Here is a 19,622-nt window from a genome sequence, read left to right on the forward strand (position 1 = left end):
GATGCCCGTGCTCGCAACACGCCGGAAGACCGGCGTGGCCGCCCTCGCCCGTACCGCCGCCCTGGCCCTGCTCGCCGCACTCGCGCTCGCCGGCCTCGGTGCCGCGCCCGCTCACGCGGCGGACGGCGACGTCACCTGGACGGTCCGGACGGCCTCGAACAGCTACGGCGCCGATCGGTCCAGCTTCGGTTACGCCGTCAACCCCGGTGGCCGGCTCAAGGACGCCATGGTCGTCGCCAACCGCGGCAAGGCCCCCCTCGACCTGGCCGTCTACACCGCCGACGGCTTCACCACCGGCACGGGTCAGCTCGACCTGCTCACCAGGGACAAGAAGTCGGTCGGGATCGGAGCCTGGGTCCAGGCCGACCGCGAGCGCGTGGTGATCCAGCCCGGGAAGTCGGTCGAGGTCCCCTTCGCGGTCACCATCCCGGACAACGCCACGCCCGGCGACTACGCGGGCGGCATCCTCACCTCACTGACCCAGGCCACCACGGCCGAGGGCATCAACGTGGACCGCCGTCTCGGTATCCGGATCAAGCTGCGGGTCAGCGGCGCGCTCAAGCCGAGCCTCGCGGTCGAGGACCTCCACGTCGCCTACGCCGGCACGTCCAACCCGTTCGGCAGGGGCGACGCCACCGTCACCTACCGGATCCACAACACCGGCAACGCCATCCTGTCGGCGCAGCAGGCCGTCTCGATCACGGGTCCGTTCGGGTGGCTGCGGGCCGACGCGCGCGACGTCGCGGCCCCGCCGGAGCTGCTACCGGGGGAGAGCTGGGCGGTGACCGTGCCCGTCCACGGCGTGGCCCCGACCGTCCGGCTGGCCGCGACCGTGACCCTCACGCCCCTGCTCACCGATGCGTCGGGCTCCACCACCTCGCTCAAGCCGGTCTCGGCCACTGCGTCCGGCTGGGCCGTCCCGTGGACCCTGTCGGTGCTGGCCGTCGTACTGGTCGCGGCCGTCGTCGGGGGACCGCTACTCGCCCGCCGCAGCCGCGACCGGCGCCGGCGGCGCGAGGACGCCCGCGTGCGGGAGGCCGTCGAGCAGGCGCTGCGCGAGCAGGAGACGCCGGCCCGCTGACCGCCCACAAATCCACGCGGTACGGCGTGTCCTGACCCGTCCCGTGTGCGGTGTCCTGGTCCGTCCCGTGTCCCGGTCCGTCCTGTACAGCGTGTCCCGGTCCGTCCCGGGCAGCCGGAAGTGCTGTCCGGGACGGGACACGGGAGGCCCCCGTACCGGTCTGTCCCGGACGCGCCGGTCAGCGTCGTTCGACGATGAACGCCTGCGCGAGGTTGCTGGAGCAGGGGCTCTGGATGAGCTGGGCCCCCGCGTCCCGGTGTTCCCCGTAGACGCCGATGCAGTACGCCTTTCCCGGCACGGAGCGCACCCGGTAACGGCCGGCCGCGCCGGTGAGCGGCTCGAAGGTGAACTTCTGGTCGGCCCGGTCCGCGCCGCAGACGTCGCCGGAGAGCAGGAGGCCGTCGACGCGCCCGCCGAGGTCGATCGTCGCGCAGCCGATCCCGTTCTCCGGGCTGTCGAGCTTGATCCGGTACACCTTGCCGGACACCTGCTCGATGATGACCGGCGGTGACGCCGAGGCGCAGGGGTGCTGGCCCAGCACGATCCGGCCGGACGGCTTGTAGAGTTCCGGTCCTTCGCCCACGCACATGCCCGTGTGGGCCACCCGCAGCCGTACCGGTCCGGTGGCCGGCCCGGCGGGTGCCGTCGTGCCGGTAGCCGGCTTCGTCGACGCCGACGTGTTCGTGCTCGCGCTCGGTCTGGGGCGCGGCACCGCCGAACGGGACGCGGACGGCGACGGGACGCTGGAGGGAAGCGCCGCCGGCAACGGCCGGGGATCGAACTCCTCGACCGGTGACTCGGTCGGGCCGCCCGAGCCCACCGCGGTTCCCGGCGAGTCGCGCAGGGCGCGAGCCACCACCGCTACCGCGATGGCGGCCATGACCAGCACAAGTACGCCGGACAGCACCCGACTCGCCCAGCCGGTCCGGTACATGATCGGCGGGACCAGCCAGCGGAGGCCGGCGGGCCGCGGCACCTCCTCCGCAGGGTCGTGCCGGTGTACGCCGACCCACCGCTCGTCCGTCCGCCCCGCGGCCACGTTCGCCAACCGGCCGGCCGACGACGGCGGGTCCGGCCTTCGATCCCCCGAGCCCGCTCCGGTCACCCCCTCGGTGGCTGCTCGGAGGTGCTGCGGCTCTGGGCTGGCGTCGCGGGCGAGCGACGACGGGCCGGACGCCTCCGAATCCGACGACGGACCGGACGCCTCCGGGTCCGACAGCGGCACCGACCGCAGCACCGATGCCAGGACGGGCAGCGGTTCCACCTCCGTCGGGGAGTGCGGGCGTTGGCCGGTCTCGTCGGGCGCTCCCGGTCCGCCGGAGGCGTCCGCTACCGGCTCGGGCGCGAGAGGCGGCTCCCCGCTGGTGGCCGGATCCGGGCTCACGCCGTTCGTCGGAGCAGCCTCCCGCACCGCCTGAGCGGCGAGTCGCTTCCGAGTTGCCAGCCACAACGCGGCGGTGGCCTGGTCCAGGCCGCAGGCCCGGACGAAGGCGGTCACCAGCGCCTCCCGAGGCAGGTTGTTCCGCCCCAGCACGGCGGCGATCGTGCTGTGCGGCAGCGCCTCCCCGAACCGCTCCGCCTGGCGCTGCAACTGACGGAAGGTGAGGCCGGACCACTCCTTCAACGCCCGCATCGCGGCGACGAACTCGGCCGGCGAGGTCGCGGCGAAAGGATCCGGAGCCGACCCGGGCCGCGGCCGGACCTCGGCGCCGTTGCTGCCGATCGACGTCTCTCCGTCGTCCATCGCGTGGCCCTCCGTCAGTCCACTGCGGACGCCAGTGGCGTTTGGCCCGCGAGACTACTCCTCGATGGCATTGCGCGGGGGCCGAGAAAAGGGCGAGGGCCTGTGGGCGCGACATTCGCCGGAGCGGACGAGCCGCAGGTGCGCACCCGGTGCGTGGGCATTGTCCGGCCGGCTCGCCGATCCGCACGAAAAGGAGGTCGCGCCGGATCGCCGTGACGTCCGCCGGTTCCGCGAAATATTCGTGCCGAACGACGGGGAGGTCTCCCCGCCACGAATGTGACGGGAAGACCTCCCGATTCGGCGCCCGCGGAGCCGGCTTCCGCAGTCGCCGGTTCTAAGTTGTCACGGTCGTGTCAGCGGACCACCACCCACGTGCCGGCCTTGTTCTGGCGGTAGACGCGGCTTTCCAGCCCGACGTACTTCGACGCGCCGCCGGTACGGACCTTCGAGGTGCCGGTCTGAACGCAGTCGGGGTGGCCTCCCCTGATCTTGACCGTACCGACCTTCTTGTGGACCTCGAACAGATATGAGTCGTAGACCGGGGTGACCCGCAGCTGGTACTTGCCGGCCTTCGGCTGGGTGTAGGCGAAGCTGACGAACACCGCCTGCTGCTTCTCGACGTTGAAGCCGACCGCCGCCGAGATGACGCCCTTCGACAGGCCGAACGTGCCGGAGACGGAGTTACTGACCCGGACCTCATGTTGCAGGCTGATCACGGTGCCCTTGGCGTTTCCGGTGGCCTGCCATTTCGCTCCGATCGGCCAGGTCCTGCTCTTACCGACGTACCGCGTGTTCTTGACGACCAGGCCGGGCAGGGTGCACCGGTCGCCGGCCCTGGCGGTGGCACTCGTCGGTGACGACGCCGACTTCTTGGCCGGGGCCGCGGAGGCCATCGCCGAAGCGGCGGTTGCTCCGCCGCCGATGACCGCCGCGGCGATGGCGAGCGGGACGAACTTCGACTTCAGAATTTCCCGAAAAGAACGCATGACTACCTCACGGTCGTGACTGATCGGACGGGTGTCGGCGCCGGGCCCGGACGCCTCGGCAATCAGCAAAGACCGTCGACCATTGTTCCGTATATCCGAAACGGTGTTCGGAACGGAGCCGGACAAAAATCCCGCGCGGTGGACCACTCGTCTATCGCGCGTTCCGTCCTGTCCTGGCTCCCGTGTCCCTGTCCCGCGTTCCGATGTCCCGCGACCAATCGGGTGTGCGAGAGCACCTGTTCCCCGTCCCGATCTGTCCGATACGTTTCCAGGTCTGGAGCGACGGGGGTGAATCGGTTCCGATGGAATTGCTAGCAGCGAGCCAACGCGCGTTTCATCTGCCACTACACCCACCCGGAGGAACAACCATGAAACGAATGATGGGCCAGAGGTCCCTTCTGATGGTCGGCCTGGGCGTCATCCTCGCGGCTCTCGCGACCACCGCGATCACCGCGCAGGCGAAGCCCACCAGCAAGTCGAGCAGCTCCACCGCGCAGCGACCGGGAACCCTGGTCACGAAGAATTTCAACCTCACCAAGGTCGCCTTCGCGAACGACCCGAAGGTGAAGACGTGCGTGCGGATCACCATCTTCGGCACGGTGCAGTACAAGAAGGCGCCAGCCCGGAGCTTTGGCAAGCCTCGATGGTTGTACACCGACCGAAAGATCATCTCGCCGACGATGACCGCCAAGTCCTTTTCCTCGCCTCGATGCAGCGGCTCCGGGAAGGCGGTCAAGATCAGCAAGGCCGAACTCTCCCAGCGTTGGTACGCCACAGACTGCACGTTCAACCCCGGCATCTCGGTCGGGGCCCCCTGGTCGGTCGCCGTAGCACCGACCTGGAGCTGCGGGGACGTCACCGCCGCTCAGCGCGAGACGAAGTTCTCCAAGGCCGCCGCCTCCTACCGGCAATCGAACAGCGGCAAGGTGATCAAGTTCAATAGCGGCGGAGTGAACCAGGAGGCTTGTATGAGCGTCGACGCGTCGGTGCAGGTGTACAAGAAGAACGGCGCGGACAACGCGGACGCGACCTTCAAGATCTGCCCGTCCTGAACATATCCGCACCCGTCCTGACCGAGCCCGCGACGCACGTGACGACCCGCCGGCGCCGAGCCGGGCAGCGGCCACTACCGGCGCCAAGTTCGCGGACGAGCCTGCTGGCGGCGTAGCGCCAGCAGCGGATGTAGCAGCGACTCCGACAACTGACCGAACCACAAACCGCAGGGTGGATCCGTCCGGATCCACCCTGCGGTGTCTTCCGCGCCGGCCCGGGCTCCGCGGTGGGGCTCGCTCCGCTGCCCGAGTCGAGCCGCGCGGACGAGGCCCGGCACCAGGACGAAGGCCCTGCCGGCACATCGGCCTCGCCATCTCGCAGCAGGTCTCCGCTGTGGCCCGCTACCGCGACGGAACCGCTGCCGGCCGGGACAGGCGCCGCCGGACGCTCCCGCCAGACAGGCCGGCACAAGACGGTACGGCGGTCGGGCAGAGACAGGACGGCCACCGTGACCGGCGCTGCGACCGGGGCTGTCCCGTACGGCGGACGACCTTCCGAGGCCCGCGCCGAACGGGTGCACTCGTCACCACCACGCCCAAACATTCTTTGAGGAGCAGGCCATGCCACAGTCGCCCAACAACATCTCGCCGGAGCACCGCAGCCCCATGCCGTCCTCGTCATCGGAATCGACCCGCGGTACGCGCGGCCCCGGTCGGCGGGGCGTATTCAAGCTTCTGCTCGCACTGGCGTTCATCGGCGCCACCCTCGCCGGACTGGGCGGCCTAGCCAGTGCCAAGGCCAGCTCCGGCTGTTCCGGCAGCGTCGCGGAGAAGGCGGTGTGCAAGGCCCGGGCGCAGATCGGCGACCCGTACGTGTTGGGCGGCAAGGGTTCGAGCTCCTTCGACTGCTCCGGGCTCACCTACTACGCCTACGACAAGGCCGGGCTCAACTGGGGTTATCGCACTGCGGCCGGGCAGTACAGCTACGGGGTGAGCAAGGGCCGGACCGTCTCCACCCGGAATCTTCGCCCCGGTGACCTCATCTTCTTCAACTGGGACGGCGGCGAGATCGACCACGTGGGCATCTACGTCGGGAACGGCAAGATGGTCCACGCGTCCAGCGGCAGAGGAAAGGTCGTCGAGACCAAGCTGAATTCGTACTACCGCAGCCACATGCTCAAGTCGGCGGTACGTCCCTCCTCCGGTTCGCCGAAGTCGAACGACGGGGCGGAGAAGAAGAAGCCGAGCGCGAAGCCGAAGGGCAGCACCCGGCCGCGCACCGAGCCCGAGCAGGCCCCGGTTGTGGTCGTTCCGTTCAACTGATGCCCTGAATTGGACCTGACATGATGACGACGCGAATCACCAAATTCCTTCCGCTGTTGTTCGCCGGTGTTCTGATCGCGGGAGTCCTCGCGGTCGCCGGCGGTTTCGCGAATGCGGCACCCAGCTGCACCGGCACGGTCAACCAGAAGGCGCTCTGCCACGCCAAGCAACACGTCGACCAGAAATGTACGTGGACCGGGACGAAGTCCGACGGCAGCGACTGCGCCCGGTTGACCTACGACGCCTACCGCAAGGCCGGCCTGAAGGAGGGCTACCGCAGCCCGGCCGCCGAATACCGCTACGCGGCCAAGCGGAAGTGGACGGTGCCGGTCAAGAAGCGCAAGCCTGGTGACCTTCTCTTCTTCGACTCCGGTGGCGACGGGGTGGACCGGGTTGGCATCTACGCCGGCGACAACCGGATGATCTTCGCCACGGGCAAGGCATCCTCGAAAACCATAAAGCTGGTCGAGATCGGGGCCGCTCGGCGCAAGCAGATGAAGAACCTCGCCGTCCGTCCGACGATCGAGCCTGTCAAGGTCGTCGTACCTGAGCCACGGGGCGGGCCAGCGGAGGAGGAGGAGCCAGCCGACGGCTCGACGGCCTGTGAGACCGAGCAGCCACCGGCCGACGACCAGACCTCGGACGATCAGGGATCCGACGAGGCCCAGGACGCGACGGAGAGCGAGGAGGCAGCCGACGACCAGGGCGACGAGGGCGGCGAGGCCGTTGGCGATCAGCAGTCAGACGCGGACGGCGGCCAGGACGCGGAACGCGACCAGGCGGCGGACCCGGAGCAGGACAACGGCACCGAGCAGGACCCCGAAGGCGACAACGCGGAGAACGCTGACGATGTGGGGGACGGCGGCGACACCGGGGAGGGCGGCGACGCGGAGAACGGCGACGCGGAGAACGGCGACGACGCGGGCGATGGCGGCGACGGGGGCGATGGCGGCGACGGGGGAAACGGCGAGGAGACGGAGGGCGAGCAGGACGACACGGGCGACCAGGGCGCCGAGGACGAGCAGCAGCCGGACACGGACGGTGGTGAGGATGCGGACGGTGGTGAGACCACCGACAGCGGGCAGGAGACGGAGGGGGCCGGCGACTGCGCGGGCGACGACGGGACGGCCGACGCGGGTGAGGACCCGGCCGGTGACGCGGGCGACGAGGGCGGTGCCGACTCGTCGGACGACTGCCTCGACACCGACCCCGTGGACCAGCGCGTCGTCTCCGTCGTGCCGACCGACGTGACCGACAAGCCCGGCGTGGTGGAGCCGGGCGAGCCGGGGGCGACCGGCGACGGCGGCTGCCAACGGCCCTGACGTCGGTACCCGTACTCGGGGTGGTCTTCGATGTCGAGAAGACCACCCCGAGGCGTCCGACGCCATCCGGCGGGTCACGCCGTTGCCCGTCCGGGCACGCCCCCGAGTACCGTCCGAGGCCCACGTCGCTCAGCTACCGATGGCAGTGTGCTTCACATCGTGACGACAAGCTTCCCGGTCGTGTGCCGGCGAACGAAGTCGACGCATGCTTGAGCCCCCTGGTCGAGGGTGTAGCGGTGCCCGATCGTGGCCGGTAGTTCGCCACTGACCGCCAGTTCGCCGACCTCGCGCATCCCGCCGAAGGTGCCGTCCATGTCCAGCACGAAATGCAGACCGACGTCGTCGCGGCCGATCCAGTCCTGCCGGGGTACCGGGTAGGTGATCGTGAGGAGGCGCCCACCCGGGCGGATGGCGCCTGCGACTTCGGCAAGGTGGTCACTCGGCAGTGTCAGGTTGAAGGCGACGTCGACGTCCGAGGGGTACCCGGATTGCGCGTACCCGATGGTTTCGTCGGCGCCGAGAGCTCGGAGGATGTCGGCGTCAGCGGCGGTCGCGGTGGCGATCACCCGCGCCCTCGCGGCGGCGAGCAGCGGGAGCACTGCGGTTCCGACTCCGCCGGTCGCGCCGACGACCAGGACGGTTTCCCCGGGCTGCACCATGGCGGTGGCCATCAGTGCCCGTGCCGTCAGGCCGACGGTGGGCAGGGCGGCCGCATGCTCGATGTCGAGGCCGGCCGGGCGGTGCGCCAGGAACGGGGTGTCGGCCTCGAAGACCGCGTACTCGGCCAGTGAGCCGGTGCTCAGCGACGGCCGGACCGCACCGGCCATCGCCCGCAGCGCCCGCGGCACAGCCTGACCGAAGATCTCGTCGCCCACCTGGTAGGCCGTCACGCCAGCGCCGACCTCGCTGACCGTGCCGGCGAAGTCGTTGCCCGGCACGTGCGGAAACTCCAGTGGCACGGCGTCGCGGAAATCTCCGCTGGGCAGCCGGACGTCCGCCGGGTTGATCGATGCGGCGGCGATCCGGACCTGGATCTGTCCCGGTCCGGGCCGGGGGGTCGGCACCTCCGCCACCGTGTATTGCTCAGGCGGCCCGTAGCCGGTCGCGACAACTGCCTTCATGCGTTTCCTCCAGATAAGCGGACCGCGTGGTCATGTTAGTGATCGTGAAGCTAGCAATAACCGGACCGGCCGGTCAACTTGCTAGGGTGGCAACGTGACCAGCGCCCGCCCGTTACGTGCCGACGCCGCCCGCAACCGGCGGCTGCTACTGGCGGCCGCCGCCGACGAGTTCGCGGAACGTGGCCTGGCTGCCTCGGTCGCCGACATCGCCCGCCGCGCCGGTCTCGGCAAGGGCACCCTTTTCCGCCACTTCGCCACGAAGGACGACCTGCTCGCCGCGATCGTCCTCGACCGGATCGGCGAGCTCAACGCGGTCGGCGAACAATTGCTCGACGCGGCGGAACCCGGCGCCGCCCTGTTGGAGTTCCTCACCATCGCCGCGGATCACCAACAGCAGCGCGACCTTTCGTTCCTGCAGGAGGCCGGCGAGCTGAACGCGGAGGTGACCAGGGCGCGCGAGCAGATGTTCCGCACCGTACACAAGCTCGTCGATCGGGCTCGTGAGCATGGCGACGTACGAGCCGACGTCACCGGCGCCGACGTCATCCTGCTGATGTGCGCGCCCAACCACGTCACCAGCTATGTGCCAGACGCCCCGCCCGACCTGTGGCGGCGATACCTCGCCATCATCTTCGACGGCCTACGCCCGGAAGGCGCCCACCCGCTGCCCCACCCGTCGCCAGCCGTTCCTTGACCCGGCATTGATGAGTTGGGCCGGCACGGTTTTGCGGGCCTGACCAACGTTGCCGCCGCGAATCGCCATCACGCCAACGACACCGCCCGCCGGCTGGCACTCGGAATCACCTGACGACTATTTCCGGGACCATGGTGGCGACCCCGGACCATCACCTCAGGCTGAATACGTACGGGGTGGTGCCTGCATCGTGACGCCGGCATCGATGACGGTGCCGGACAGAGCGAGTGCGAGCGGCCCCTGGCCTCTGGGACGAGAACGTCGGCCATCCCTCCCGGAGGTGGAAATGGTCAACGTCGGCGCACCCGAAGCTGTGCCAAGGCTTTAGCGAAAGGTCCGTCCGGAGCCGTAAACAATCCATGGGCGGTCGGTACGTCCCGGACGTTTGCTTATGGAATGCTGGTCCGCGTAGGCCGTCCCGGACGGGACCAGATGTTGGCCAGGGCGGTCCATGGTTCGCGACTGACCCGTACGGTCCGGGACGGTTCCGTGCGATCACTCGGTGGGCTCCGGTGAGAACAGCAATTCCACCGATGCGCTTGTTCCGGGTCAGGGCGCCGCTTCCCGAATTCCTGCGAAACGTTCGAGACAGCCGGCCGGGATTGTCCCGTACCTGATTGCGGGTGCTGACGACGGCCGGTGCGCGGTTGACTGAGTGAGTCGTCGGACCGGCAGGCGCCCCGGGGTCGCGGCGACGCTTTCACTCTTCTGATCTGAAGGAGCGTCATGATCGACTTCGTCAAGCGTCGGATGGTTCCGCTGCTGATCGCGCTATTGGTCATCGGTGGCGGGACCGCCGCAGTCGCCGGCATCAGCCAGGCAAAGGCCAAGAGCGGCCCGGTATTCGGAATGCCGTACTTCCTCTACAAGAAGAATGCCAACATCGCCGGCCCGTGCGGCAAGAACAGCTTCGTCCGGACCGCCGGAACCGTGAGGCTGCAGCCCAACCGCCACTACGAGACCAAGAAGCTCGCCTCGCGGTTCGACGGCAACGTCACCTCGAAGGAGATCTACGACTACCGCGGCTTTTCCTCCGCGTACCGGATGCTGCACTGCGAGAATCACCGGTACGTGTACCGGTACTACGGGAAGACCCAGGTCCACCGCGAGTACGTGTGCACCAACCACGAGAACGAAGGCGGCTGGATCCGGATCGGCTGCGTCTTCACGTCCGGCTGGAAGTCCGGCTGGCGGACCAACCTCTGACCGGCCGACTCCGCGGGTGGGCCCTGCCGGGCACACCCGCGGGAACGGCACGGAGACCGCACAGACGGTGGGAATTGTGAAACGGACATGACGACGAGGCATGGATAAGCATGACCGGGCGGCATGTCACTCCGTGATCATGCGCCGTCCGGGTGGGCGCGGGTCGGTTACATGTCCCGCGCCGCGTTCCTGATCCGACCGGGTGGCTGGCCCCGCCGCTCATGCCCTGCTCGGCCCGCCTGGCGTGGCTGCCCCGTGCCTCCCGGCTCACCCCGCACCGTCGGCTGTCGGACCAGCTCCGCCGATCACCGCCCGGTCGTGCCGGTCGTTGTACGTCCGAACCGCCCTCTGAACGCGCTGTCGCCGCTGCCGATGATCTGCCTGAGCCGGACTACGCGCCGGTGGGCCCGGGGCAACCCACCACCCTCACCCGAGCGCTGAGGTTGTTGTTGTAAATGTTCGGATCAGGGAGTGCGATGACCCAGCCTGTGCCGCCGCCCGACGTCCCTCGACTCTTGTCGCAGCCGGTCACCTTGACCTTGACGCTGACCACCCGGCTCTGCCCGACCGCGAGGTTTGAGAAGTCGCAGTTGAAGGTGCGACTGGTGGTGGTGCAGCCGACACCGCCGACGAACTTCGTGCCGGGCTGGACGTCGCCGCTGAGCGACACCCAGGGCTCCTTCGAAGGCCCGCGGTTGACCACCTTGTGGGAAATGGTGACCGTCTGCCCGATCCGAGCGACCGGCACCGTCGACGTCATGACCAGGTCGGCGACCTCGGGCCGTACGTCAACCTTGCCGCTGACCTTGCTGGTGCTCGGCCGAGGGCTCGCAGTCAACGTGAGGCGAACCGTGCCTGCCCGGCCGATGGGCGCACGTGCCTTCGCCCGCAGCGACAGCGAGGCGGCGATCTTCTTCTGCCCCTTGATCTTCCTCGTGCCGAAATTGCAGGTGACCTTCGATCCGGACCGCTTGCACGGCGAGCTGACGGCAATGATGTCCACTTTGTTCGTGATCCCCGACAGGTCGGCGGTGAGCTTCACGCTTTTCGCGGTGCCCTTGCCCCAGGTCATGACGCCGATAGGGATGGTGGTGGTCCCGCTTTTACCGACATAGGTGGACATGCCGCTGCCGTACTCGATGAAGTAGGGTGCGAGCCCCACCCCCGCCGCCTGCGCGACGCCGGGCATGGCGAAAAAAGCGATGAGTGTTCCGGTCACGATGGCCGCGAGGCGACGAGAGAGGACGGACATAGCCGTCGATTATATGGCCGTGAATTCGTCCTCCCGGATCGGGCGGGTCATGCGTCAAGCCGTCGGCGATCCCCTCGACGGCGCGGCACCCTGAACCCGGCGACCCGCCGAGGTCAGTCAGCTTCCGCACCACCCGACGTGGGCCGCAGCCCACCAACCTCGTTGGAATCTTCGAAGATGGCATGCCTGCTGTGAGGCGCCACTTCGGGTCATCCGGGATCAAAGATCATGATCCCTGGCGCGCGCCGTTGCTTTCGCCGCCTCGTCACCGACTCCATGGCGCGAACAACTCGCACCGTCGTATGGCGGTGAGGGTTATCCCCGGCATGAATGTGGGTGAAAGCTGCCTTTTGTCGAACCAGGTGGCGCTCGTAGCGTGAGGCCGATGAAGGGCAGCCGCAGGCGCAGCCCTGAATTCCTGAGGAGTTGCTCATGATACGGAGATTCCGCACAGTCATATTTGCTTCGTTGATTGTCGGCTGTGTCACGGTCGCGTCCGCGGCACCCTCGTCCGCCTCCCGCAACGTCGTACCGCACGCCCAGTCGGGAGCTGACGGGCCGGTCCGGCTGAGACTGCCGGCGCCGACGGGGCCGTATCCGGTGGGTACGGTCGACCTGCACCTGATCGACCGCTCCCGTACCGACCTGTGGATGGCCACCCCGGCCCACCGCGAGCTGATGGTCAGCCTCTGGTACCCGGCCGGGGACGTGGGCCGCTTCCCGCTGGCGCCGCACATGACGCCCGGCGCGGCGGCCCACTTCGGCAGCGCCGCCGGCGCCGGCGCCAGCCTGTACGGCATACCGGCGGGCGCGGTGGACTTCGCCGCCACTCGGACCAGCGGCCACCGGGGCGCGCCGGTGACGCGGCACAAGCGACCGTTCCCGGTGGTGTTGTATTCACCCGGTGCCGGCGACCCGCGGACCTGGGGCACCACTCTGGTGCAGGACCTGGCCAGCCGCGGGTACGTGGTGGTGACCCTCGACCACACCTACGACGCGTCCGAGGTGGAGTTCCCGGACGGCCGGGTCGTCGACACCGTGTTGCCGGAGCTGTTCGGGCAGGCGCAGCGGCCCGAGGAGTTCCAGATTCTGGCGGCCAGGGTGTTCGGCACACGGATCGCGGACACCCGCTTCGTGCTCGACCAGTTGGCGGCTCTCAACGGGGGCACGAATCCGGACGCGGAGGGCAGGCCGCTTCCCGAGGGCGTCGTCGGTGCCCTGGATCTCCACCGAACTGGCATGTTCGGCGTCTCCGCAGGCGGGTTGAGCGCCCTGCAGGCCATGAGCGAGGACTCCCGTATCAGGGCCGCGATCGACATGGGCGGCAGCATCGAGTCGCCGGTCATCGCGGATCCCATCCAGCTGTGGCCCGTGGCCCGGCGCGGCCTGGACCGCCCGTTCATGTTCGTGGGCGACCCCGGCACAGACCACCGTCAGACGCCGTCCTGGCGGATGTTGTGGGACAACAGCAGCGGCTGGCATGTCGACCTGCGGCTCGACGGCGCAAAAAGCGAGGACTCCTACAAGGACACCGTGCCGTTGCTTCCACAGATCGCCCGGCAGCTCGGCCTTCCCGACAGCTTTGTCACCGAGGCAATCGGCAGCATCCAGTCGACCCGAGCCGTCCGCACCGAGGAAGCCCTGGTCGCCGCCTTCTTCGACCGGTGGCTACGCGGCCGGGACGGTCACGTGCTGGACGGTCCCTCGCCACGACTGCGCGATGTCACCTTCGTCCCCTGACGCGAAAGCGTTCCCGCCGGCTGGCAGCCACTTCGGCTGCCGGCCAGAGGGGTACGCGTGATGGTGGCCGGGCCACGTGGCCGTCAGCCGCCGAGGTGGCGGAGAACGGCCAGCACCCGGCGGTTGTCGCCGTCCGAGGGCGGCAGACCGAGCTTCGCGAAGATGTTCGCTACGTGCTTCTCCACCACGCCGGGGGTGATGACGAGGGCCGCCGCGATCCCGGCGTTGGACCGGCCCTCGGCCATCAGCGAGAGCACCTCACGCTCCCGTGGGGTCAGAGACGTCAGCCCGACTGTGTCCTGTCCGGCCCGGATCAGGTGGCCGACCACCTCTGGATCCAACGCGGTGCCGCCGGACGCCACCCGGGTCAGCGCCTCCACGAAGTCGGCGACGTCGGCGACGCGGTCCTTGAGCAGGTACCCGACGCCGGAGGGCCGGTCGGCGAGCAGGCGGGTCGCGTAGCGGGTCTCCACGTACTGCGAGAACACCAGCACGCCAACCTGCGGATGGTCGTGTCGGATGTCGATCGCGGCGCGTAGCCCCTCGTCGGTGTGTGTCGGCGGCATCCGGATATCGACCACGGCCACGTCCGGCACGAAGGCGGCGACCGCGGACCGCAACGCGTCCGCGTCGGCCACCGCCGCGCACACCTCGAAACCCCGGTCGGTGAGCAGCCGGACCAGCCCTTCGCGCATCATCGCGGCGTCCTCCGCGATCACCACCCGCATGCCGTCGCCTCCCTTCACACCTGTGTGGGCAGCTCGATCTCGACCCGGGTCGGGCCGCCGGCCGGACTGTGCACGCGCATCCGGCCGTCCACGACGGCAACGCGGCGGGCCAGGCCGGTCAGGCCAGGGCCGTCCGGGTTCGCCCCGCCGGCGCCGTCGTCGGTGACGGTCAGGGTCAAGCGCCCGCCGGCTCCGACGACGCCGAGCTCGACGTGGGTCGCGCGGCTGTGCTTGGCCGCGTTCGCGAGCAGCTCGGCGGCGCAGAAGTAGGCGATGGTCTCGATGGCGGGCGCCGGACGCTCGGGCAGCCCGACGTGCACATTGACCGGGACCGCACTGCTGGTGGCGAGCGTCGCCAGCGCGTCGCCGAGACCGTTGTCGAGCACCGGCGGGTGGATCCCGCGCACCAGGTCACGCAGGTCGGCGAGGGCGTCCTTCGCGCCGCGGTGGGCGAGCGCGACGAGCTCGCGGGCCTGGGCGAGGTCGGGCGGTGGGCCGTCGGTGCCGAGCTTCTCGTTTGCCATGCCGAGGTTCATGGCCAGCGTGGCCAGCCGGATCTGCGCGCCGTCGTGCAGGTCCCGTTCCAGCCGGCGCATCATCGTGGCCGCGTCATCGATCGCGCGGGCCCGGCTGACCTGGAGCTCCCGTACCCGTTCGATGAGCCGGCGTGGACCGAGCAACCAGCGCATCGCGGCCACGTCCGCTGCCGTGCCTGCCCGCATCAGCCACGGCGCGACCAGCAGCATGGCGAGACCGGCCGCGGCGATGGGGAATGTGCCGGCGAACGTCCGCGTGCCGAGGGGACCGAACGGGGTTAGCGCCCACACCGGTCCCAGCTGAGTGCCGGGCGGATGGTTGCGGAACATCGGCCACCACAGCGGATAGCTGAGGTTGACCGGACCGAGCACGTAGCAGAACACGCCGTATCCCTGAGGGATGGCTAGGGGCACCTTGAGCAGGCCGTACCCGACGGCACGCCAGCCGGGCCCGTCGGCGACCAGCGCGCCGAGCCGCCGCGACGGCCGGGGTGGTGGGGCTTCCATGTGTACGTCGAGCAACCGGGACGCGAGCCGGCGGTGCACGGTTCCCATCGCGCGTCCGGTCGGGGCGGCCAGCACGACCAGGAGCGCGACGGTGAGAGGGAACAGCACCAGGAACAGCGGCGCGATGGTCGGGGCCGGCTCCCGGGACATGGCGCCGGTCGCCCAGAGGACGAGAACGCCGAGGCCCGGCACGATCGCCGGTACGCCCAGGACGGCGACCGCGCTGGCCACACCGACCACGCAGAACACTGCCCGGCGCAGCGCCACGGTGGTGAACGGGGCGCGCAGCGCGGTCATCGGCCCATTGTCGTCGGTCACGCGTCGTCGTCGGTCACGCGTCACGGTGGCGGAGCAGAATGCCGCCGCAGAGGATCGCCACCGCCGCGTACCCACACATCAGCAGCACGCTGATCCACCCGGCGAACAGCCCGGGTATCGGCGAGGTCACCGCGACCGAGTTGAGCAGCATCAGCAGCGGCACGAAGCGTCCGACCATGATGCCGCTCTCGCCGAACATGCCGACCACGATCACCGGTACGAACATCAGCCCGAACAGCGCGCCGATCGCGGCGCCCGAGTGCCGTACCACCGCCCCGATACCCACCCCGATCAGCGCCGTGGCGGCCAGATACCCACCGGTCAGCAGGACCGCGCGCGAGATCGCCGGGTCCCCGAGGGAAGCGGCCGGGATGGCGGTGCCGAGGATCGCGAGTTGCCCGCCCACATATCCGGCGAAGCTCCCGACCAGGCCGACGGCCAGAGCCGCGCCGCCGCACACCGCCGCCTTCGCGGCCAGGACAGTCCGGCGCCGCGGTACGGCGGCGAGCGTCGAGCGGATCATCCCGGTGCCGTACTCGCCGGTCACCGCCAGGACACCGAGCGCGCCGAGGAGAAGTTGGGCCAGGATGGCCCCACTGAGGCTGTTGTTCAGGATCTGGGCGGCGGTGGCGACCGGGGTGTGCGACCGGTAGCCGACGCCCACCCCGACCCCGGTCGCGCCCATCGCGACCACCGTCGCAGACGCCAGCCACCACGTCGACCGGACGCTCCGCAGCTTGATCCACTCCATCCGGGCCACCTGCCGGAATCCGTATCCGTTCATGACACTTCCGTTCCGCGGTAGTCGGTGGCCTGCGAGGTGAGCCGGAAGAACGCGTCCTCCAGGTTGTCGTGGCGCCCCGCCAGCTCGGCGACGGTGGTCTCCGCCAGCAGCCGGCCCCGGCCGATGACCACCAGCCGGTCCGCGGTCAGCGCCATCTCGGCGATCAGATGGCTGGACACGAACACCGTCCGGCCCTCGGCGGCGAGCCCACGCAGCAGGTCCCGGATCCAGCGGATGCCCTCCGGGTCCAGCCCGTTGACCGGCTCGTCGAGCAGAAGGACCCCCGGGTCGCCGAGCAGCGCCACCGCGATCCCGAGCCGCTGACGCATGCCGAGCGAGTACGTACCCGCGCGCCGCTCCGCCGCGTCGGACAGGCCGACGACGTCGAGTACCCGCCCGACCCGGGACGCGGGTATGTCGTTGCTCGCGGCCAGCGCGGCCAGGTGCGCCTGGCCGCTGCGACCGGGATGGAACGCCCCGGCGTCGAGAAGCGCGCCGACGGTCTTCAACGGCCAGTTCAGGTCCGCGTACCGGGTGCCGACGACCAGGGCCTGGCCGTGATCAGGCGCATCCAGGCCCAGGATCATCCGCATCGTCGTCGACTTGCCGGACCCGTTCGGGCCGAGGAAGCCGGTCACCACCCCCGGCTGGACCCGGACGCTCAGCCCGTCCACGGCGGCCCGGCCCCCGTAGCTTTTGGTCAACTCCCGTAGTTCGATCACAAGATCGACGTTAGGCAACGCCGTCCGCAGTCAGAAGCCGGAAACCACCCGGCTCCGCCTGGTGGTTTCCCCCCAGCGAACCGTAGCGGCATGGGCTCCGAGTCGGTGGCGGGCCCGCAGTTGGGCGCCCGTAGGGCAAGCTCGTACCCGCGCGCTGCGGCCCTCTGCACCGCCGGCTCCGGGTGGCGCCTGTCTCGCACATCGTGTCCGGGGTTCCTGCCGGCGACGGCGGCAGGCTCGGGGTTGCCGTGCCCGCGAGGCCGGGAGTGGAGATGGCTGGTGTGTTTCGCCGAGGTCGTTTGGCTGGCGGTAGGGGATGCCACCGCCGCTTCGTCGTCTGTGAGATTCGGTAGACCGCTGATGGAGATCCGCGACCCTGATCGCATTGGTAGATGGTGCCGGCAAACCCGAACCCGCAGACGAGGGCCATCCGAGAGAACCGATCAACGAAGGAAAGCACGACGGTGGCGAAGCTGTGGATCGGCGTGGACATCGGCAAGACCCCACCATGTCGCGGCCTTGGACGGCGACGGCCGGCTCGTCTACTCCCGTCGAGTCACAACGACGAGACCGCGCTGCTCACCGTCAGGGCCGAGGTGTCGACGTACGGCCGGCCGGTCTGCTGGGCAGTCGACGTCACCACCGGCCTGTCTGCGGGGACTACGGGTGTGGTCCTGGGCTGGGAGAACAGGGGGCCGGGTGACGTGGGTGAACGTAGGCCACTCCCTGCCACCCCAGATGAACCCCCCGGTCGCTAGACTGAGCGCTCGCGCCCTCGTAGCTCAGGGGATAGAGCAACGGTTTCCTAAGACGACGCTCTATCTGTACCCGGAGGCTGACTACCTGCCGGTTCCTATTCTTCTTGCATATTAATGGGTCGCACGCGGTCCTTGCTGTGCTCGCTTGCTGAAGATCAGCAGAATAGGCGTAAGTCCTGCTCAGGTCCTGCCTCGGTCGGTTCGACGCGTCCTTGCCAAATCTCGCGAAGTTGCCGCGCCGCGTCAGTCTACGGTGCCGCGAGTGCCTGGGCCAGTAGCGCGGTGAGTTTGGCTGCGCGTGCCGGGTGGTGATGACCGACCCAGGCAACTCGCCCGATGAGGTATTGGGCGAAGTCGGGGTGGCCGGTCCTGTTCTGCGCGGCGAGGCCGGTGCGGGCGGCGTTGTGGAGGATGGCGCGGAGCCGGTCGTAGTCGTCGCGTGGTGTGGCGGGGTGGTGGTTGACGACGAGTCCGGCGAGGAGTTGCCGGTCGGCTCGGCCACGGACACGGGTCTTACCTGTGTGGACTTCGAAGCCCTCGTCGCGGGCGATGTGGGTGACGGCGGCGATCAGGTCGTGGATGCGGCGGGTGGTGAGGTCGCCGGAGAAGGCGAGGTCGTCGGCGTAGCGGGTGTAGGTGATCTCGAAGGCGTCGGCGAGGCCGGTGAGGCGTCGGTCGAGTCGGTAGGCACACAGGTTCGCCAGCGCGGGTGAGGTGGGCGCGCCTTGGGGCAGGTGACCGGTGCGCAGCGCGGCGAGCCGCGCCGCCCGCTCCGGTAGGTCGGTGGGTGCGCGGCGCAGGACGGGGTTCGGGGTGCGGGTGGTGCAGAGTCCGGTGAGGGTGTGGGCGACGGGTTCGGGGTAGCCGGCGGTGCGGAACAGTCCGTAGGCGCGGGTGGCGGGGATGTGGGTGAAGAAGGCGAGCAGGTCGATCCGGACGACGACCGGCTGTGCGGTGTGGGCGGCGGCGAAGGTGTGGGCGGAGCGGCCGGGTACGAAGCCGTGGGCGGCGGGGTGGACCGGGATGGGGCCGAGGACCTCGGTGAGGAGCCGGCGTTGCAGGGCGCGCAGCCGGGACTTCGGTGCCTCGATGAGCCGGCCACCCGCGGTCCAGCGGTAGTGGTAGTGGTGCAGCCGGTGGGCGGTGGCGCGTCGGTTCATGGCGCGTCGGTCGGCGTACCAGTCGAGGTACTCAATGCTCAGGTCGAGCGTCGCGGCCAGGTCGCCGACCGTGTCGATGACCGGATTGTGCCAGGGACGGCGGACGGTGCGGGTCGGCGTCACTGGGCGCGTGTGGAGGACGATCGGCCGCTGGTGCTGGCGGGCGGCGGCGACTGCCGCGCGCAGCGGGTCGAGGGTGCTCAGGAACGTGGCGAGCTCGCGTGGCCGGTCGGTGGGTGGGCGTGGGTAGGCGGCCAGCACCGCGTCGGCGACCGGCCACAGCCAGCGGCGTCGCACGCCGAGGACGAGCCCACCCTGGTCGACGAGATCGGCACGGCGCCAGCCCTTGCCGGCGAGGAACGCGTCGGCGAGCGCGGTGGCCAGGGCGTGATTGGTGGTCACGATCGGGCCGATGGTGGCAGCGTGTCCCGACGATGCCCGGTCGTGCGGGTGCACAGGCTCGCGGAGCGTGCCGACGCACCTGTGGTGTGCTGCCGAGGTGAGTGTCGCGTCCCCGGGGTTGCCCCGGAGAGACCGTGACCGGACCCCGCGTGGGGGAGCGGCCTGGTCAGCTCGGGACACGCTGCCATGGGAGCAGCGTAGAGAACGCAGACCGTCATGGGTGTCCGCGATGGGTGTGGCGCGGTG

At 69.8% G+C, this 19,622-nt stretch carries 16 protein-coding genes and 1 pseudogene; 8 read left to right on the forward strand and 9 right to left on the reverse strand.

Annotated elements, in window-relative coordinates; translation table 11 throughout:
- Position 1 precedes the first annotated feature (1 nt).
- A complete protein-coding gene (locus GA0070604_RS02510) occupies positions 2–1,081 on the forward strand; it encodes a WxL protein peptidoglycan domain-containing protein (RefSeq protein ID WP_091126854.1) in 1,080 nt (359 codons plus the stop codon).
- Between the two features lie 178 nt (positions 1,082–1,259).
- On the opposite strand, the gene GA0070604_RS02515 is transcribed toward GA0070604_RS02510, so the two are convergent.
- Together GA0070604_RS02515 and GA0070604_RS02520 are read right to left on the reverse strand one after the other, a co-directional pair.
- Positions 1,260–2,825 carry a helix-turn-helix domain-containing protein gene (locus GA0070604_RS02515; RefSeq protein ID WP_091113498.1) on the reverse strand — a complete coding sequence of 522 codons (1,566 nt, stop codon included), beginning with the start codon at positions 2,823–2,825 and terminating at the stop codon, positions 1,260–1,262.
- Between the two features lie 353 nt (positions 2,826–3,178).
- On the reverse strand, positions 3,179–3,880 hold the full coding sequence (locus GA0070604_RS02520; RefSeq protein ID WP_091113502.1) for a hypothetical protein: 702 nt from the start codon (positions 3,878–3,880) through the stop codon (positions 3,179–3,181).
- Positions 3,881–4,113: 233 nt separating this feature from the next.
- On the opposite strand from GA0070604_RS02520, the gene GA0070604_RS02525 reads away from it, so the two are divergent.
- The 3 genes from GA0070604_RS02525 to GA0070604_RS02535 all read left to right on the forward strand — a co-directional run bounded on the left by GA0070604_RS02525 (position 4,114) and on the right by GA0070604_RS02535 (position 7,448).
- Positions 4,114–4,863, forward strand: coding sequence for a hypothetical protein (locus GA0070604_RS02525; RefSeq protein ID WP_167363388.1), 750 nt, complete (start codon positions 4,114–4,116; stop codon positions 4,861–4,863).
- Positions 4,864–5,424: 561 nt separating this feature from the next.
- On the forward strand, positions 5,425–6,126 hold the full coding sequence (locus GA0070604_RS02530) for a C40 family peptidase (RefSeq protein WP_091113507.1): 702 nt from the start codon (positions 5,425–5,427) through the stop codon (positions 6,124–6,126).
- A 20-nt stretch (positions 6,127–6,146) separates the two neighbouring features.
- Positions 6,147–7,448: an NlpC/P60 family protein gene (locus tag GA0070604_RS02535; protein WP_091113511.1), complete on the forward strand. Its 1,302-nt coding sequence runs from the start codon at positions 6,147–6,149 to the stop codon at positions 7,446–7,448.
- Positions 7,449–7,600: 152 nt separating this feature from the next.
- On the opposite strand, the gene GA0070604_RS02540 is transcribed toward GA0070604_RS02535, so the two are convergent.
- Positions 7,601–8,569 (reverse strand): NADP-dependent oxidoreductase, encoded by a 969-nt coding sequence (locus GA0070604_RS02540; RefSeq protein WP_091113516.1) that lies wholly within the window; start codon positions 8,567–8,569, stop codon positions 7,601–7,603.
- Between the two features lie 94 nt (positions 8,570–8,663).
- On the opposite strand from GA0070604_RS02540, the gene GA0070604_RS02545 reads away from it, so the two are divergent.
- Positions 8,664–9,263, forward strand: a complete 600-nt coding sequence (locus tag GA0070604_RS02545) for a TetR/AcrR family transcriptional regulator (protein WP_091113520.1) — start codon at positions 8,664–8,666, stop codon at positions 9,261–9,263.
- Between the two features lie 726 nt (positions 9,264–9,989).
- A complete protein-coding gene (locus GA0070604_RS02550) occupies positions 9,990–10,469 on the forward strand; it encodes a hypothetical protein (RefSeq protein WP_091113524.1) in 480 nt (159 codons plus the stop codon).
- Positions 10,470–10,860: 391 nt separating this feature from the next.
- Here the strand turns inward: GA0070604_RS02550 and GA0070604_RS31570 are convergent, their stop codons facing one another.
- Positions 10,861–11,721: a DUF11 domain-containing protein gene (locus GA0070604_RS31570; RefSeq protein WP_141721216.1), complete on the reverse strand. Its 861-nt coding sequence runs from the start codon at positions 11,719–11,721 to the stop codon at positions 10,861–10,863.
- Between the two features lie 432 nt (positions 11,722–12,153).
- On the opposite strand from GA0070604_RS31570, the gene GA0070604_RS02565 reads away from it, so the two are divergent.
- Positions 12,154–13,461 carry an alpha/beta hydrolase gene (locus GA0070604_RS02565; protein ID WP_141721217.1) on the forward strand — a complete coding sequence of 436 codons (1,308 nt, stop codon included), beginning with the start codon at positions 12,154–12,156 and terminating at the stop codon, positions 13,459–13,461.
- An 83-nt stretch (positions 13,462–13,544) separates the two neighbouring features.
- On the opposite strand, the gene GA0070604_RS02570 is transcribed toward GA0070604_RS02565, so the two are convergent.
- Genes GA0070604_RS02570 through GA0070604_RS02585 form a run of 4 tightly spaced genes read right to left on the reverse strand, consistent with a single transcriptional unit; the run spans position 13,545 to position 17,056 of the window.
- Positions 13,545–14,189 (reverse strand): response regulator transcription factor, encoded by a 645-nt coding sequence (locus GA0070604_RS02570; protein ID WP_091126855.1) that lies wholly within the window; start codon positions 14,187–14,189, stop codon positions 13,545–13,547.
- A 14-nt stretch (positions 14,190–14,203) separates the two neighbouring features.
- The gene (locus GA0070604_RS02575; RefSeq protein WP_244161718.1) at positions 14,204–15,550 is read right to left on the reverse strand and encodes a sensor histidine kinase; all 1,347 of its coding nucleotides are present in this window, start codon (positions 15,548–15,550) and stop codon (positions 14,204–14,206) included.
- Between the two features lie 13 nt (positions 15,551–15,563).
- The gene (locus tag GA0070604_RS02580) at positions 15,564–16,334 is read right to left on the reverse strand and encodes an ABC transporter permease subunit (protein WP_091113538.1); all 771 of its coding nucleotides are present in this window, start codon (positions 16,332–16,334) and stop codon (positions 15,564–15,566) included.
- The gene (locus GA0070604_RS02585; RefSeq protein ID WP_091113541.1) at positions 16,331–17,056 is read right to left on the reverse strand and encodes an ABC transporter ATP-binding protein; all 726 of its coding nucleotides are present in this window, start codon (positions 17,054–17,056) and stop codon (positions 16,331–16,333) included. The genes GA0070604_RS02580 and GA0070604_RS02585 overlap by 4 nt, the downstream gene beginning before the upstream one ends.
- A 464-nt stretch (positions 17,057–17,520) precedes the next feature.
- Here GA0070604_RS02585 and GA0070604_RS34210 point away from each other — a divergent pair.
- A pseudogene (locus GA0070604_RS34210) lies at positions 17,521–17,712 on the forward strand (IS110 family transposase); the annotation flags it as partial.
- A 350-nt stretch (positions 17,713–18,062) separates the two neighbouring features.
- Here GA0070604_RS34210 and GA0070604_RS02590 read toward each other — a convergent pair.
- Positions 18,063–19,376, reverse strand: a complete 1,314-nt coding sequence (locus GA0070604_RS02590; protein ID WP_128136113.1) for a reverse transcriptase family protein — start codon at positions 19,374–19,376, stop codon at positions 18,063–18,065.
- Positions 19,377–19,622: the final 246 nt, after the last annotated feature.

Origin of the sequence: Micromonospora eburnea (assembly GCF_900090225.1) — a bacterium.
GTDB classification, from domain to species: Bacteria; Actinomycetota; Actinomycetes; order Mycobacteriales; family Micromonosporaceae; genus Micromonospora; species Micromonospora eburnea.